Raw genomic sequence first — 15,864 nt, 5'->3', positions numbered from 1 at the left:
TCGCGCGCGGGGCGGTGCTGCGGAACTCGCTTTGTTCGCTGCGCTCACGCCGCTCAAACAACCGCAGCAAGTCAGATCACGATGCATGGGCATACTGCGTTGCCCATGCCCGCCCCACGCCCTGCGCTTCTCGGCACGGCCAGAGGGGAGTTCAACTCCAACCCGGGCCATCGCTGCGCTCGGCCCCGCCAACAGCCAAACCTGGGGCCGAGCGCAGCGATGGCCCGAATGGTTTTCCCTCCCCCTTGAGGCTGCGCCTGCGGCGCGGCGCTTGCGGGGTGGCGCGTGCAGCGCAGCATGCACGCGCTTCGTGGACTGACTCGCCGCGGTTGTTTGAGCGCAGTGAACGAAGTGAACGCAGCGAGTTCTGCGGCGCACCCCGCAAGCGTTGCGGCGCAGGTTTGCCCCGTAGCGAAGCGCAGGGGTCGCAGACGTGGGGGCGCTTTCTTTTGCCTCCTTTTCTTGTGCGTACAAGAAAAGGAGGTGCGCTGCCGGGCGCATATCCCGGCCAACAGGAGCACGCAGAACAACAGAGCAAGCAATCAACGGCCAACAACTCCAACGCCAGCGGCCCCTCACCCCAACCCTCTCCCCAGAGGGGCGAGGGAGCAAGACCGCACATTCCCCCCAACCCTTCACCCCAACCCGCTGCCCCAATGGGCGAGGGAACCAAGCCGGGCGCGCGCGGGCGTTTGCGGCGCTCACAGCCGGTGCGTGCGGTCGCCCGTCGCAAACCCTTGCGCGGCCCAGCCTTCGCCCACGGCCAGGCCGATGACCTTGAACAGCTCGCCCATTTCGTGCTCGGCCAGCAGCTTCATCGCGGGCGCGCGCTCGATGAGCGGCAGCGCGGCCATGCGCTCGGCCAGGCCGCCGTTGAACAGAAAGCGCCCCTGGCTGGTGTAGCCCAGCACCGACAGGCCCGCGTCCTGCGCGGCCAGGGCGATGCCGGTGAAGTTGACGTGGGCGGTGATGTCCTTCTCGCCCACGTCCGCCAGCGGCTCGTCGTCCATGCGGTGCGCGCGGTGGCAGGCCAGGGTGCCCATGTGGCGCTGCGGGTGGTAGTACTCGGCCTCCGGAAAGCCGTAGTCGATGAAAAACGCCGCGCCGCGGCCGCCGCGCAGCAGGCGCTCGGCCAGGGTGCGCACGAAGGCCTCGGCCTGGGGATGGATCTCGGTCACGCAGTCGTGCTCGCCGTCGATCTCCACCGGCGGGCGCAGCGCGGTGGGCTGGTCATGCCATGCGAATGCTTCTGAATTGATAGCTGCTTGCGCTCGTCCATTGGGCGTCAGCGGCCGATTTGGCTTGCAGACCACGCCCCGCTCGTGCCACGTCCCGTCCACCCGCGCCAGCAGCTTGACCGGCATGGCGTCCAGCACCTCGTTGCCCAGCACCACGCCGGTCATGGTCTCGGGCAGGGAGTCGGCCCATTGCACGATGGCGCCGTGCGCGGCCAGGCGCTGCTGCTGACGCGTGCGCAGAGCGCCCGACACATCGACGATGGTGTAGCGGCGCAGCGACTGGCCGCGCCGCGCCAGCTCGCCCAGCACCTGCTCGGCCAGCGCGCCGGAGCCCGCGCCAAATTCCCACACCTCATCCGTGCCGGTGTGCTGCAAGGCCTCGGCCACGGCGCCGGCCAGCGTCTGGCCAAACAGCGGCGAAAGCTCGGGCGCGGTCACGAAGTCGCTGCCGTCGCGCGCCAGCTGGCCGAACTTGCGCGAGCCATGGGCGTAGTAGCCCAGGCCCGGCGCGTACAGCGCCAGCTGCATGAAGCGGTCAAAGGGCAGCCAGCCGCCGGCGGCCTGGATGGCGTGGACGATGTGCGCGGCCAGTTCGGCGGATGGGGCGTGTGAGGCGGCGGTGGAAGACACGGGCGAATTGTCCGCCATGCGCGCAGCCGCCCGCGGCGCCGATTTGCCACAATGCGGCCCGTGTCCGCTGCTCTTCGCCCATCCCCAACGCGCACCGTGCTGGTCACCGGCGCGGCGCGCCGGCTGGGGCGCGAGATCAGCCTGGCCTTTGCGCGCGCCGGCTGGGACGTGCTGGCCCACCATCGCCATTCGGAGGATGAGGCGCACGCCCTGCAGGCCGACATCGAGCGCATGGGCCGCCGCTGCCACCTGTTGCAGGCCGATTTGCGCGCGCCCGATGCGGGCTTGACCGTGCTGCACCTGGGCCGCGCACTGGCGGGCGCGCTGCCGCACTGCATCGTCAACAATGCTTCTGTTTTTGAAGCGGATGACGCCCTGTCGGCGAGTGCCAACGGCCTGTTGGATCATTTTTCCACCAACACCATCGCACCCCTGCTGCTGGCCAACGGGCTGGCGCGGGCGCTGGCCGAAGGTGGCCAGCCGACGGCGGGGCTGCACAGCGTGGTGCACGTGCTGGACCAGAAGGTGCACAACCTCAATCCGGACTATTTTTCCTACACCGTGAGCAAGCTGGCGCTGGCCCAAAGCGTGGCCCTGCAGGCGCAGGCGCTGGCACCCTGGGTTCGGGTGTGCGGCCTGTCGCCCGGGCTGATGTACCTGAGCGGGCCGCAGACGCAGAGCAACTTCGAGCGCGCCAGCCGCGTCAACCTGCTGCACCAGCCGATCGACCCGGCGGATGTGGCGCGCTGCGCCGTGTTCATCGCGGAGAACGTGAGCCTGAACGGCACCACACTGCAGGCCGACAACGGCCAGCATCTGGTGGCGCTCGATCGCGATGTCATGTACTCCATTGACGGCGCGAAGGGGGCGGCCGCATGAACTCCATGCTGCTGGCTTTCGCGGCGCTGGATGCGCGCCTGGCGCTGGAGTGCCGCCTGCTCAGCCTGCGCCGACACGAGCGCGCGGTGCGCATCGGCGTGCACGACTTCGAGCGCGGTGCGCCGCAGCGCCTGTGGTTCGATGTCGATCTGTGCGTGCGTCTTGTGCACGCCGAGGCCGCGCGCGACGACATCCGCGACACGCTGGACTACGACTTCGTGCGCGAGGTGATTGCCCAGGCCGTCGGCCAGCAGCACCACGAGTTGCAGGAAACCCTGTGCGACGCCGTGCTGGCCGCCGTGCTGCGCCGCCCCGAGGTGCAGGCCGCGCGCGTGGCCACGCGCAAGCCCGACGTGTATGCCGACAGCGCCTCGGTGGGTGTCGAGCGCGTGGCCGTCAAACCCTGGTGACTCGATGAGCGTCAACCCCCAAACCGAGCTGGGCGAGCAACGCCTGCACCTCAGCGGCCTGCGCTTTGCCGCCAGCCTGGGCATCCTCGACCATGAAAAAGGCCGCCCGCAGCCCATCCAGGTGGATGCCGAGCTCAACCTGGGCGCGCAGCCGCTCAAGCCCGCTGACGACGACATCACCCACGTGCTGGACTACCGCAAGGTGCGCCAGATCATCATCGACGAATGCACGGCCGAGCACGTGAACCTGCTGGAGAGCCTGATCGGCAAGCTGTGCGAGCGCCTGCTGGGCCTGCACGGCGTGCTGGGCGTGCGCGTGAAGATCACCAAGCTGGAGATCTTCGATGACTGCGCGGTGGCCATCCGCATGCAGGCCGGGCGCTGGTAGGGCGCCGGTAGGGCGCGTCGCGCAGGCGACTGGCGCGGCCTGGGCGTCGGCGCGCGCCGCTACGATGCGGCCGAGGCAACCCCTTCGGAGACATCGCCCATGAGCAGCCCCTTTCAAGCCCTGCACGCGGCCCTGCAGTCGCAGGTTGATCGCCAGTTTTTGCCCGGCGCCTCCAGCGTGCTGCTGCGCGGGCGCGAGGTGGTCGATCGCTTCGCCTGCGGCCAGGCCGACGTCGAGGCCGGCGTGCCGCTGCGCGAGGAGCACATCTTTCGCGTGTTCTCCAACACCAAGCTGCTGACGTCCTGCGCCGTGCTGCTGCTGCTGGAGGACGGCCGCCTGAGCCTGGACGATCCGGTGGAGCGCTACCTGCCGCAGCTGGCCAATCGCCACGTCTTGCGCGCTGGCGCCACCGCCATTGACCAGGTCGAGCCCGCGCGCCAGCCGATCACGCTGCGTCACCTGATGACGCACACCTCGGGCCTGTCCTACGGCCTGTTTGACCCCGGCAGCCTGCTGTTCAAGGCCTATGGCGAAGCGGGGGTGCACAACCCGCTGCTCAGCCAGGCGCAGTTCATCGACGTGCTGGCCACGCTGCCGCTGGCGTTTCAGCCGGGCGAGCGCTGGGAGTATTCGCTGGCCACCGACGTGCTGGGCCGCGTGATCGAGGTGGTGTCGGGCCAAAGCCTGGGCGAGTTCTTCCAGGCGCGCATCTGCGGCCCGCTGGGCATGCTTGATACCGCCTTCTGGGCGCCCGAGGCCAAGCGAGCCCGCCTGGCCGCGCTGTATGGCGGGGTGGACTTCATGGACCCGCTCAAACCGGGCCTGGTGCGCATGGACGCCGCGCCTTTCCCCGGTGCCTACATGAGCCCCAAGCTGCGGCAAACCGGCGGCGGCGGGCTGCTGTCCACGCTGGACGACACGGTGCGCCTGGTGCAGGCGCTGATGCCCGGCGAGGGCGGCCTGCTGAAGCCCGACACCCGCGCGCAGATGATGCGCAACCAGGTCGCGCCGGGGCTGTACGTGCAGTTTCCCAACATGCCGGCCAACCCCGGGCGGGTGTTTGGCCTGGGCTCGTCGGTGCTGGCCCAGCCCGGTGCGTTCGATCCGCCCGGCGCGGCCGACGAAGTGAGCTGGGGCGGCCTGGCCGGCACCGTGTGGTGGATCAACCCGCGCCTGAACATCGCCGGCGTGCTGATGACCCAGCGCTACTACGGCTTTGGCAACCCCTACACCTTCGAGTGGCGCCACCACGCCTATCGCGCGCTGGGGTGTTGACGCGGGGCATGGCGCTGCTACATTGCAGGCAGATTCAGCCATTTCTCTCTCCCCCCTCGGCCCGGAGCCCCCATGATCCCCTCGCTGTTTCTCGACCCGTTGCAGATGTGGCGCGACGCCATCAACCGCCTGGAGGGTGAGGCCAATACCATGGCCACCGGCAGCCTGAAGTCGCCCGAGCTGGTGCGCTCGCTGCAACAGGCCACGGCGGTGTCCGCCGGCATGCAACAGGGCTTCGACAAGATGGTCGATGGCTACCTGCGCCGCGCCAACCTGCCCAGCCGCAAGCAACTGGCCGAGTTGGTGCAAACGCTGGAGCGCATCGAGCAGAAACTCGATCGCCTGCTGCCCCCCGATGAGGTGCCCCGCCCGGCGCGCACACGCAAGCCTGCGGCCACACCCGTCGTCGCGCCCAGCGCGCCCGCTGCCCCGGCCCAGGCTGCGCCCGAAGCCGTGGCGCCCGCGCCCAAGGCCAACCAGGACGCATCGGCCAAGACCAAGGCCAAGCCCGCCAAGACCGCCAAGACCGCCTCCCGGTCCCGTCGCCCCGCCAAGGCTTGACATCATGGCCACCCAAGCCCGCACCAGCGACGCCGACCTGGCCCTGACCGAGCGCCTGCGCCTGGAAGTGGAGCGCGCCGTGCAGCGCGGCCTGAAGGGCATCGAGCTGATGGGCGCGGAGCCGCCCACGGTGGGCCGCACGCCCAAGACCGTGCTGCACCGGCGCGGCACGGTCGAGCTGGTGCACTACCACGCGTTGGCCGACGAGGTCTACCGCATTCCGCTGCTGATCGTCATGGCGCCCACCAACAAGGGTTACGTGCTCGACCTGGCGCCCGGCCAAAGCCTGGTCGAGTTTTTGCTCAAGCGCGGCTACGACGTCTACATGATCGACTGGAACGCGCCCACCGCCGCCGAGCGCGACCTGGGCCTGGCCGACTACGTGCTGGACTTCATCCCCGACTGCATCCGGCGCGTGCAGCAGGACTCGGGCGAGGAGGACGTCAACCTGGTGTCGTATTGCGCCGGCGGCATGCTCTCGCTGATCTACCTGGCGCTGCACCCGGGCGGGCCGGTGCGCAACATTGCCTGCTTCACCACGCCCATCGACTTCTCGCAGATGGAGCTGTTTCGCGCCATGTCCGACGAGAAGGCGTTCGATCTGGATGCCTTCGTCAATCGCAACGGCGTGATCCCCGCCGATTTCATCAGGAACGGCTTCGACGCGCTGCGCCCCGCCAGCCGCGTGGCCGGGCAGATCAAGCTGTGGGACAACATGTGGAACGATCAGTACGTGGTGGGCTTTCGCATGATGGAGCGCTGGGGCAACGAGACCCTGCCGGTGCCGGGCGGCTATTTTCGCGAGATGACCAAGGAGTTGCTGCGCGAGAACGCGCTGTACAAGGGCACGCTGACGATCCGCGGGCGCCCGGTGGATCTCAAGCAGATCACCATTCCGCTGCTGCACATCGCCGCGCAGTACGACCACATCGTGCCCGCCGCCTGCTCGCAACCCTTGCTGGGCATGATCGGCTCCACCGACAAGGAAGAAGTCACGTTGCCCGGCGGCCATGTCAGCATTGCCGCCGGCGCCAACGCTGTCAAACGCATGTGGCCCAGGCTGGACGCCTGGCTGGAGGGACGTTCCGTATGACCGAAGCTTCACGCAGCTACCCGCGCACGCTCGAGTGCGGCGGCGACGCCGTCGAACTCAACCGCCTGCAGGCCAGCGACCGCGCGGCACTGGTCGAGTTCGTCGCCCGGCTGCCCACCACCGACCTGCTGTTCGTGCCGCGCGACATCAACCATCCCAAGGTGATCGACGCCTGGATGGCCGCGCTGCAAGACGGGCGCATGGCCGGCCTGGCGGCGCGTCGGGGCGGCCAACTGGTGGGTTGCAGCTCCATCTACACCGATCCGCTGAGCTGGTCGCGCCACGTGGGCGAGCTGCGCGTGCTGGTGGCTTCGTCCGAGCGCGGCCGCGGGCTGGGCCGCTGCCTGATCCAGGAGTGCTTCATCCAGGCGCTCGAACTGGGGTTGAAAAAACTGGTGGCACAAATGACCACCAACCAGACCGGCGCCATCGCCGTGTTCGAGGACCTCGGGTTTCACCCCGAAGCCCTGCTGCGCCAGCACGTGGCCGATCGCGACGGCGACCTGCACGACCTGGTGCTGCTCAGCCACGACGTCGCGGCGGTGGCCGGGCGCCACGCCGCCTACGGCGTGGCCGGCGCCTGATCCCCAGTCCCTGGACACCAAGCCATGCACCACCTCAGCAGCCTCGACGCATCCTTTCTGCATCTTGAAACGCCCGAGACGCCCATGCACGTGGGCAGCCTCATGCTGCTGGAGCTGCCCAGGGACTACCAGGGCGACTTCTACGAAGACGTCAAGGCCATGATCGGCGAGCGCCTGCACCTGGCCACGGTGCTCACGCGCAAGCTGGCCACCATGCCGTTCGAGCTGGCCGAGCCGGTGTGGATCCATGATGACGACATCGACCTGGACTACCACGTGCGCAGCCTCGTCTTGCGCCGGCCGGGCTCCATGGCGCAGCTGCAGCAACTGGTGGGGCGACTGCATTCCAGCCTGCTCGACCGCAGCCGCCCGCTGTGGGAGATGTACGTCATCGAGGGCCTGCAAAACGGCCAGGTGGCCTTCTACACCAAGGCCCACCACAGCGGGGTGGACGGCAAGGCCGGCACCGAGCTGGCCAAGGTGCTGTATGACACCTCCGCCGAAATCCGCCGCGTGCGCCCGCCGCACCGCGCGCGCCGCGCCACGGCCTATCAGTTGGGCGTGACCGAGCTCTTGCAGGCGGCCGTCACCAACACCGCCCAGCAATACCGCAAGCTGGCCGAGCTGCTGCCCACCGCGGCGCGCGCGCTCACCACCGCCGCGCGGGTGCTGGCCGGCCAGCAGAGCACACCGGGCGAGCGCGCGCTCAACCTGGGCCTGGCGCCCAAGACCATCTTCAACGACGCCATCACCAACCAGCGCTCGTTCACCACCCTGTCGGTGCCCATGGATGAGCTCAAGGCGCTGGGCAAGCGCGTCGGCGGCACGGTCAACACCATCGTCATGGCGATGTGCGCCGGCGGGTTGCGGCGCTTTCTGGCCGAGCGCAACCTGCTGCCCGCCCAGCCCCTGATCGCCGCGGTGCCGGTCAGCCTGCGCGTGGAGGGCAACGACGACATGAACAACCAGGTGTCGATGGTGCGGGTCGATCTGGCCACCGACCTGGCAGACCCCGCCGCGCGCTTTGCGGCCATCCACGCTTCGTCCGAGGCGGCCAAGGCCGTGGTGCGCGAACTCAAGCCCGTGCTGGGCGTGGACTTGCCCTTCACCGGCTCGCCCTGGGTCATGACCAGCCTGGCCTCGCTGTACGGGCGCTCCAACCTGGCGCGCCGGCTGCCGCCGCTGGCCAACGTCACCGTCTCCAACGTGCCCGGGCCCGCCATCCAGCTGTACGTGGCAGGCGCCAGGATGGTGGCGTTTTATCCCGTCTCCATTCCCTACCACGGCATGGCCGTCAACATCACCGTCCAGAGCTATGCCGGGACGCTCGAGTTCGGCATCACCGCCTGCCGCCGCGCGTTGTCGCAGGACGAGTCCACCGAACTGCTGGGCTACCTGCAAGACGCGCTGGCCGAAATCAAGCGCCTGCCGGCCGTGGATGGCGCGGAGGGCGCTGGCACACCGGCCGACACGATGGCGCCGGTGGCCGCCGCCGCCCCGCCCCCGGCGCGCAAGAAGTCCGCGCCGCGCCGCGCGCCCGCCCGCAAATCAGCCGGCGACAAACCGGCTGCCGCAAAGCGCGTGCGTTCGCGTGCGGCGGCCTCGTAGCGTCTGTCATTCCCACCGTTTTTCAACCCGCCCCTGGAGGATCGTCATGGCCACAAGCACCAAGAAGTCATCTGCCGCCGCGCCCGGCATGCCCGATTTGGGCGAACTCACCAAGACGCTCAAGCAGTTCAAGCTGCCCGGCGTGGACGCGAGCGCGCTGGTCGAATGGCAGCGCAAGGACTTCGAGGCCCTGGCCGAGGCCAATCGCCAGGCCTATGAGGGCATGAAGGCGCTGGCCGAGCGGCGCAGCGCCATCCTGCGCGAGAACCTGGCCGCCCTGCAGGAGTCGATGAAAGGCGCGCTGGACAAGGACGCGATGGCCAAGCAGGGCGAGGTGTTGCAACGCGGCATGAAGAAGGCCATGAAGGACTTCCAGGAACTGGCCGCGCTGGAGACCAAGACCCGCACCGACGCCTGGAAGGTGGTGCAGCAGCGCATGCAGGAGAACATGGCCAGCTTGCAGGCGCTGATGAAGGGCAAGAAGTAGCCGGCGGGTCAATCTCAGAGCCAGCGTGCCAGCAAGGCCAGCGTGAAGGCCGCCAGCACGTTGTGCGCCAGCACCAGCGCCATCGGATAGCCGGCGCTCGCCATCAGCGGCCCCAGTGCGGCTTGCAGCAGCAGGCAGGCCAGCACAGCCGCGGCGCCGCGCCGATCGTGCGGGCGCAGGCGCCAGGCCAGCGGCGCAGCCAGCAAGAGCACGAGCCAGCTGCCCAGCCGGTGCGCCCATTGCACGCCGGCGCCGCCGCCAAGCGCTGGGGCGTGCCAGGGGTTCAGCGCGCTCCATGCGGGCCCGTCCTGTGCCTCTGCCCAGCAATCGCTCAGGCCGTCGCAGGCCAGCAGGGAACCGCTGGCGCTGGCCAGGCCGCCCAGTGCGGTTTCCAGCAGCACCAGCCCGAACGCGGCCCATAGCCAGACGCGAGCGCCGGTTCCGGCGTCGATGGGCCGGCCACTGGCCAGGCGCAGGCTGAGGGCCAGCATGGCAAAGCCGCCCAGCAGGTTGCCCAGCGCCACCGCCGGCAGCAGCGACTGCGCGCCCAGGGCCCCCAGCACGGCCAGGCCCAGGGTGACGGCCAGCAGCGCGCCGGCTTCCAGCGCCGGTCGCCACCCGTGCCGGCGCGGCGGCCACGCGCTGGCCAGCATGACGACGATCAAGACCAGCGCGGCCACCGCCAGCACGCGGTGCGCCAGCCGCACGGCGAGAACCGTGGCGGACGTCTCGGCGCCGGCCGGCAGCGCGGGGGCGGCCGCTTGCCACACCGCTCCGTAGCAGGCCGGCCAGTCCGCGCAGCCAATGCCGGATCGGGCCAGGCGCAGCCACGCGCTGAGCGTGATGATCGCCAGCACCAGCGCGGCGCACAGCCGGGCCATGCGGCGCAGTCGGCGTGCCGGATCGCGCGCGTCGGGGTCGGACGGGGGGCTGCTGGCGCTGGGGGCGGTGGGCGTCATGGCGCGCGATCGTAGCGCGACGTCCGGCCGGCCCGCCGGGCCGCGGCGCCAAACATTGAACTAAGTCAAATCAATCCCGAGTGGGTTACTCGAGAATGGGCGAGCCTCCCCGCGTCCGCTTGGGCGCGGGTTTTCCACCGGAGGGATCCATGAGCCAGAAAGACGACCTGAACGACCCCAACGAACCCATTCCCTGGATGCAGCAGTTGCTGGACAGCCCCTTCATCCTGCTGTTCCTGGGCGTGCTGATTCCCATGCTGGTCTACAACCTGTGGGGCGTGGTCGAAATCATGATGCTGCCCCTGGGCAAGTAAGCCCCGGTCCGATCGCCTTTCCACCCCGAGGTTCCACACCATGAGCGCCATTCTTCCGCCGCCCGAGCGGCTTTGGTACAAGCATCCCATCGACCGGGTCGAAGGCACGTGGATCGTGCTGTCGCTGACCTGGTGCCTGATCATGTTCGTCATGATGGTCGGCTGGCACGTCTGGGGCAACCAGAACCTGTCGACCGAGACCTACCGCACCACGCCCGAGAAGTTCACGGCCAAGGCGCAGGCCGTGGTCGACAAGTACACGGTGCGCACCGAAGGCGAGCAAAACACGCCCGTGGTGGCCCCGCCGCCGGGCAGCGACGTCTACATGCTGGGCCGGCTGTGGAACTTCTGGCCCATCCTGGAGCTGAAGAAGGGCGAGAAATACCGCCTGCATCTGACGGCCATGGACTACAACCACGGCTTCTCGCTGCAGCCGCAGAACATCAACATCCAGCTGGTGCCGGGCTTCGAGCACGTGCTGACCATCACGCCCAACCAGTCGGGCCAGATCTCGATCGTGTGCAACGAGTTCTGTGGAATTGGCCACCACACCATGGTGGGCCGCATGTACATCAAGGACTGAGGGACGCACCATGGGACAAGCCACCACCTATCGCACCTGCCCGCGATCGGGCCTGCAATTTGAAGCGCAGGCCGAAAAACTCATCATGTGGAACGCCGTCGCCGGCGTGCTGTTCTTGGCCTTCGGCGGCCTGCTGGCCATCGGCGTGGTGCTCACGCGCTGGCCGGCGGTGCACTGGCTGGAGGCCGACACCTTCTACATGGTGCTCACGGCCCATGGCCTGGACATGCTGATCTTCTGGCTGATCTTCTTTGAGATCGCCATCCTGTACTTCTGCGCCTCCACCTTGCTGCGCTGCCGCATTGCCACACCCAAGCTCGCCTGGCTGGCCTTTGCGCTGATGGTGATCGGCTCGGTGGGCAACAACATCGTCGTGTTCCAGGGCAGCTCCAGCGTCATGATGACCAGCTACGTGCCCATGATGGCCTCGTCCTGGTTCTATCTGACCATCATCCTGTTCGCCGTCGGCGCGCTGATCGGATGCGGCGTGTTCTTCGGCACCCTGGTCGTCGCCAAGCGCGACCGCACCTATCAGGGCTCGGTGCCGCTGGTCACCATGGGCGCCATCACGGCGGCCATCATTGCGGTGTTCACCCTGCTGTCGGGCGCCATCATCCTGATCCCGACCTGGCTGATGTCCATCGGCCTGATCAAGCAGGTCGATCCGCTGGCCTACCGCACCATCTGGTGGGCGCTGGGACACTCCTCGCAGCAGATCAACGTGGCCGCGCACATCTCGGTGTGGTATCTGGTGGCAGCGGTCGTCTTCGGCGCCAAGCCGATGAGCGAGCGCGTCAGCCGCACGGCGTTTTTGCTCTACATCTTGTTCCTCCAGCTGGCCAGCGCACACCACCTGCTGGCCGACCCGGGCCTGTCCACGCCCTGGAAGATCGTCAACACCAGTTACTTCATGTACTTCGCGGTGCTGGCCTCGATGCTGCACGGCCTGACGGTGCCCGGCGCGATGGAAGTGGCGCAGCGGCAAAAGGGCTTCACCAAGGGCCTGTTCGAGTGGCTGCGCAAGGCGCCCTGGGGCAACCCCACGTTCTCGGGCGTGTTCATCTCGATCATCGGCTTTGGCTTCCTGGGCGGCATCTCGGGCGTGATGATGGGCACCGAGCAGCTCAACATGATTATCCACAACACGATCTATGTGCCGGGCCACTTTCACGCCACCGTCGTCGTGGGCACCACGCTGACTTTCATGGCGCTGACGTATTACCTGATCCCGGTGCTGTTCAAGCGCGAGATGATCGCGCCCAAGCTGGCCAAGTGGCAACCGTACATCTTCGGCTTCTCGATGTACTTCTTCTGCCTGGTGATGATGGGCGCCGGCACCCTGGGCGTGTCGCGTCGCCACTGGGACATGGCCTTCAGCGGCAACCCGCTGGCCTACGAATGGCCGGGCGCCGCCTACCTGATGATGGGCCTGGTGGGCATCGGCGGCGTGGCGGCAATTGCCGGTGGCGCGATCTACATTTACGTCACCGTCGGTTCGCTGTTGTGGGGCAAGAAGCTCGAACGCGGCGCCGAGCGCGCCACCTTCACGCCGATCCCGCGCACCGCCCCCACCGTGGTGGCGCAAACCGCCGGTTCGGCCGGTTTTGCGGCCCCCGGCACCTTCGTGCTGGCCATGGTGTTCCTGGTGGCCTTCGTGCTGTACTACTTCATCAACTGGAAGTACCTGTCCACCCTGTGGGGCCTCAGTTGAGCGTGGCCCGTTGATCGCCGCGGCGCTGGCCGTGGCGGTTCGGAGCTTGAACGTGCGGATGAAAGCGGTGACCGGGCTGGCCCAGCGTGTGCAACGCATGCTGTGGACGCTGGCAGGCGTGCTCCCCCTGCTGGGCGCCGCCGGATGGGCGCAGGCGGACGACGCCGTGGCCAGCACCGTGCCCCGCCTGGACGCCACCGCCGCGCTGGCCGCCGGCCAGGCCGTGATCGGCACGACGCCGCCCGACTTCACCTTGCTCGACCGCCAGGGCAAGCCGGTGCGGCTGTCCCAATACCGGGGCAAGCCGTTGCTGGTGAGCTTCATCTACACCGGCTGCTTCGAGATCTGTCCCACCAGCACGCGCAACCTGCACGAAGCCGTCAAGGGGCTGGACCAGCTGCTCAGCCCGGGCCAGTTCAACGTCGTCAGCATCGGCTTCAACCAGCCGGCCGACTCGCCGGTGGCGCTGCGCTCGTTTGCCGCGCAGTACGGCATCAAGTACCCCAACTGGGAGTTCCTCAGCCCGCACGCCAAGATCGTGGAGCCGCTCACGCGCAGCTTCGGCTTCAGCTACCTGGCCACGCCGGCGGGCTTCGATCACATCCTGGGCGTCACCGTGCTGGATGCCGAGGGCAAGATCGCCACCCAGGTCTGGGGCGACCAACTGACGGCGCAGCAGCTCGGCGAGCCACTGCGCCAGCTGCTGGGCCGCGCGCCCGTCACCCAGCGCGAGACGCTGGCCGGCCTGCTCGAACGCGTGCGCATCCTGTGCACCGTATACGACCCGGAGACCGGCACCTACCGCTTCAAGTACGCGCTGGTGATGGAGATCGTTGGCGGCATGGTGTTCTTCGTGTGGATGATCGGGTACTTCGTGCTCGAATGGCGGCGCCATCGGCGCGCCCGCCGGCAAGTGCGCCGGAGCGCACCGGTGCCTGCGGAGGCCCTGCATTGAATGCCGCCGCTGTCCTGCCCGCGCCGGTGCCGCGCCGCGCCGGGGCTCCGGCAGCGCCAGGGCGCGCCCTGGCTGCCTGGCAAGCGCTCGAGCGCGGCATCGACCGCTGGACGTGGCCGGCGCTCAATCCGCTGCATCACCTGGGCAGCATGGCCTTTCTGTGCTTCTGGACGCTGGCGGCCAGCGGCATTTACCTGTACGCCGTCATCGACACCTCGGCCGCCGGCGCCCACGCCTCGATCGAGCGCCTGGCCGCGTGGCCCTGGTTCTACGGTGGCTGGCTGCGCAGCGTGCATCGCTACGCGGCCGATGCCTTCGTGCTGCTGATGGGCCTGCACGCGTTGCGCGAATGGCTGCATGGGCGCTTTCGCGCCCATCACCGCTTCAGCTGGCTCACCGGCGTGCCGCTCATCGTGTTTGCCTTTGTCTGCGGCATCGGCGGCTTCTGGCTCAATTGGGACGAGCTGGGCCAGTACTCGGCCCTGGCCACCGCCGAATGGCTGGACGCCCTGCCGGGGCTGACCACGCCGCTGGCGCGCAACTTCCTGTCGCTGGACACGGTGGGCGACCGCCTGTTCTCGCTGTTCGTCTTCGTGCATCTGGGCGTGGCGCTGCTGATGACGTTCGGACTGTGGTTTCACATCCAGCGCCTGCCGCGCGCGCGCGTCGTGCCGCCGCAGCCGCTGGCCCTGGGTCTGCTGGCCATGTTCGTGGGGCTGGCCACCGTGACGCCCGTGGTCAGCGGTCCGGCGGCCGACATGACCCGGGTGCCCGCCGCGCTGCGGCTGGACTGGTTGCTGCTGTTTGTCCACCCCATGGCCGACGCGCTGTCGGGCGGGCTCGCCTGGGTTGTGCTGGGTGGCGCCCTGGCCGGTCTGCTGTGGCTGCCCTTCATGCCGCACCGCCGCGAGGACGCGCCCGCGGCCCGGGTCGATCCCGACTATTGCAGCGGCTGCCGGCGCTGCGTCGATGACTGCCCCTACGCCGCCATCGGCATGGTCGCGCACCCCAGCGGCAAGCCCGGTCATGAGCTGGCCGTGGTCGATGCCGAGCGCTGCGCGCGCTGCGGCATCTGCGCCGGCGCCTGCCCATCGGCGACGCCATTTCGCAGCGTGGCCGATTTGCAAAGCGGCATCGACATGCCGCAGTTGCCGGTCAACACACTGCGCGAGCAGTTGCGCCAGCGGCTGCAGGCTGCGCCCGCGGCCCGATCCATCGTGGCCTTTCGCTGCGCCCACGTGCCGCCGCCGGCCTGCCTGCTGGCGCCCGACGTGGTGGCCATCGAATTGCTGTGCGTCGGCCAGTTGCCGCCCGCCTTCGTCGAATACGCGCTGCGCGACGGCGCCGCCGGCGTGCTCGTGCAGGCGTGCGCGCCCGGCCACTGCGCGTTCCGCGACGGCGCCACGCTGTTGCACGAGCGCCTGCACGGCGTGCGCGAGCCCCGCCTGCGGCCCACCGTGCCGCGCGAACGCTGGGCCATGGTCTGGTCCGGTGCGCGGGATGCCGATGCCATCGCACCCATCCTCGATCGTTGGCGCGGCCCGCAGTCGGCGCGCGAGCGCACCCCATCCGCCCTCGAGTTGTCCACATGAATGCCTCCACCGTCGATCCTTCGCGCCATCGCGTTTCCGTGGGGGCATGGCTGGGCCAGGCGCTGCTGTACGTCTTGTTTGCCGTGTTCATCGGCGTGTTCTCGCACTGGCCCGTCTACCACCCGCTGCCGCCGGGCGATGCGCTGATCAAGATCAGCTTCACGCACACCGGCAAGCCGGTGGGCGACTGCCGCCCCCTGACCGAGGAAGAAAAGGCCAAGCTGCCCCCGCAGATGCGTCCCAAGCAGATTTGCCCGCGCGAGCGCTCGCCCGTCAGCATCGAGGTGGACATCAACGGCCGGCGCGTGCTGCAAGAGACGGCCGAGCCCAGTGGCCTGAAGCGCGATGGCGCCTCCGCGGTATATCGGCGGGTCCAGGTGCCGGCCGGGGAACAAAAAATTGCCGTTCGCATGAAGGACGACGCACGCGCTCCGGGTTTCACGGCGCAGCTCGAGGACACGGTGACGCTCAAACCCAATCAAGTCCTGGTGATCGACTACAACGCCGAGAAGGGCGGCATCACGTTCTAATGAACACCTCCCTGCGTCGCTGCGCGCCTTCCCTCCTCTCTGGCGCTGCGCCTGGAGGAGGGGCAAC

17 protein-coding genes are annotated in these 15,864 nt (G+C 68.7%); 15 read left to right on the top strand and 2 right to left on the bottom strand.

Going from position 1 to position 15,864, the window contains the following annotated elements:
* Positions 1-701 precede the first annotated feature (701 nt).
* On the bottom strand, positions 702-1,886 hold the full coding sequence (locus U1F38_RS14890; RefSeq protein WP_409987854.1) for a class I SAM-dependent methyltransferase: 1,185 nt from the start codon (positions 1,884-1,886) through the stop codon (positions 702-704).
* Between the two features lie 42 nt (positions 1,887-1,928).
* Between U1F38_RS14890 and U1F38_RS14885 the strand changes: the two genes are divergently transcribed.
* The 9 genes from U1F38_RS14885 (at position 1,929) to U1F38_RS14845 (ending at position 9,153) form a co-directional block, all read left to right on the top strand.
* Entirely contained in the window at positions 1,929-2,747 is an 819-nt protein-coding gene (locus tag U1F38_RS14885; RefSeq protein ID WP_409987853.1) for an SDR family oxidoreductase, read from the top strand.
* Complete coding sequence (locus U1F38_RS14880; protein WP_409987852.1) at positions 2,744-3,157, top strand: dihydroneopterin aldolase; 414 nt, start codon at positions 2,744-2,746, stop codon at positions 3,155-3,157. The genes U1F38_RS14885 and U1F38_RS14880 overlap by 4 nt, the downstream gene beginning before the upstream one ends.
* A 4-nt stretch (positions 3,158-3,161) precedes the next feature.
* The gene (locus tag U1F38_RS14875; RefSeq protein ID WP_409987851.1) at positions 3,162-3,545 is read left to right on the top strand and encodes a dihydroneopterin aldolase; all 384 of its coding nucleotides are present in this window, start codon (positions 3,162-3,164) and stop codon (positions 3,543-3,545) included.
* Positions 3,546-3,644: 99 nt separating this feature from the next.
* Positions 3,645-4,820 (top strand): serine hydrolase domain-containing protein, encoded by a 1,176-nt coding sequence (locus tag U1F38_RS14870; protein WP_409987850.1) that lies wholly within the window; start codon positions 3,645-3,647, stop codon positions 4,818-4,820.
* Between the two features lie 72 nt (positions 4,821-4,892).
* A complete protein-coding gene (locus tag U1F38_RS14865) occupies positions 4,893-5,381 on the top strand; it encodes a hypothetical protein (protein ID WP_409987849.1) in 489 nt (162 codons plus the stop codon).
* Positions 5,382-5,385: 4 nt separating this feature from the next.
* Entirely contained in the window at positions 5,386-6,474 is a 1,089-nt protein-coding gene (locus U1F38_RS14860) for a PHA/PHB synthase family protein (protein ID WP_409987848.1), read from the top strand.
* Positions 6,471-7,058: an N-acetyltransferase family protein gene (locus U1F38_RS14855; RefSeq protein ID WP_409987847.1), complete on the top strand. Its 588-nt coding sequence runs from the start codon at positions 6,471-6,473 to the stop codon at positions 7,056-7,058. Before U1F38_RS14860 ends, U1F38_RS14855 begins: the two co-directional genes overlap by 4 nt.
* A 24-nt stretch (positions 7,059-7,082) precedes the next feature.
* Entirely contained in the window at positions 7,083-8,666 is a 1,584-nt protein-coding gene (locus U1F38_RS14850; RefSeq protein WP_409987846.1) for a WS/DGAT/MGAT family O-acyltransferase, read from the top strand.
* 46 nt (positions 8,667-8,712) lie between these two features.
* Positions 8,713-9,153 carry a phasin family protein gene (locus tag U1F38_RS14845; protein ID WP_409987845.1) on the top strand — a complete coding sequence of 147 codons (441 nt, stop codon included), beginning with the start codon at positions 8,713-8,715 and terminating at the stop codon, positions 9,151-9,153.
* Positions 9,154-9,167: 14 nt separating this feature from the next.
* On the opposite strand, the gene U1F38_RS14840 is transcribed toward U1F38_RS14845, so the two are convergent.
* Positions 9,168-10,112, bottom strand: a complete 945-nt coding sequence (locus U1F38_RS14840; protein ID WP_409987844.1) for a COX15/CtaA family protein — start codon at positions 10,110-10,112, stop codon at positions 9,168-9,170.
* A 149-nt stretch (positions 10,113-10,261) separates the two neighbouring features.
* Between U1F38_RS14840 and U1F38_RS14835 the strand changes: the two genes are divergently transcribed.
* From U1F38_RS14835 to U1F38_RS14810, 6 genes are read left to right on the top strand one after another with little or no spacing between them, the layout of a single operon-like run.
* Entirely contained in the window at positions 10,262-10,426 is a 165-nt protein-coding gene (locus U1F38_RS14835; RefSeq protein WP_409987843.1) for a hypothetical protein, read from the top strand.
* 40 nt (positions 10,427-10,466) lie between these two features.
* Complete coding sequence (locus tag U1F38_RS14830; RefSeq protein ID WP_409987842.1) at positions 10,467-11,009, top strand: cytochrome C oxidase subunit II; 543 nt, start codon at positions 10,467-10,469, stop codon at positions 11,007-11,009.
* Positions 11,010-11,019: 10 nt separating this feature from the next.
* Positions 11,020-12,720: a cbb3-type cytochrome c oxidase subunit I gene (locus U1F38_RS14825; protein ID WP_409987841.1), complete on the top strand. Its 1,701-nt coding sequence runs from the start codon at positions 11,020-11,022 to the stop codon at positions 12,718-12,720.
* 58 nt (positions 12,721-12,778) lie between these two features.
* On the top strand, positions 12,779-13,675 hold the full coding sequence (locus U1F38_RS14820) for an SCO family protein (protein WP_409987840.1): 897 nt from the start codon (positions 12,779-12,781) through the stop codon (positions 13,673-13,675).
* Positions 13,672-15,267, top strand: coding sequence for a hydrogenase iron-sulfur subunit (locus tag U1F38_RS14815; RefSeq protein ID WP_409987839.1), 1,596 nt, complete (start codon positions 13,672-13,674; stop codon positions 15,265-15,267). Before U1F38_RS14820 ends, U1F38_RS14815 begins: the two co-directional genes overlap by 4 nt.
* Positions 15,264-15,797, top strand: coding sequence for a hypothetical protein (locus U1F38_RS14810; protein ID WP_409987838.1), 534 nt, complete (start codon positions 15,264-15,266; stop codon positions 15,795-15,797). The genes U1F38_RS14815 and U1F38_RS14810 overlap by 4 nt, the downstream gene beginning before the upstream one ends.
* Positions 15,798-15,864 lie beyond the last annotated feature (67 nt).

The organism is Ottowia sp., from assembly GCF_046348305.1.
GTDB lineage: Bacteria > Pseudomonadota > Gammaproteobacteria > Burkholderiales > Burkholderiaceae_C > Ottowia.
This window is presented reverse-complemented; position numbering and strand designations above follow the sequence as displayed.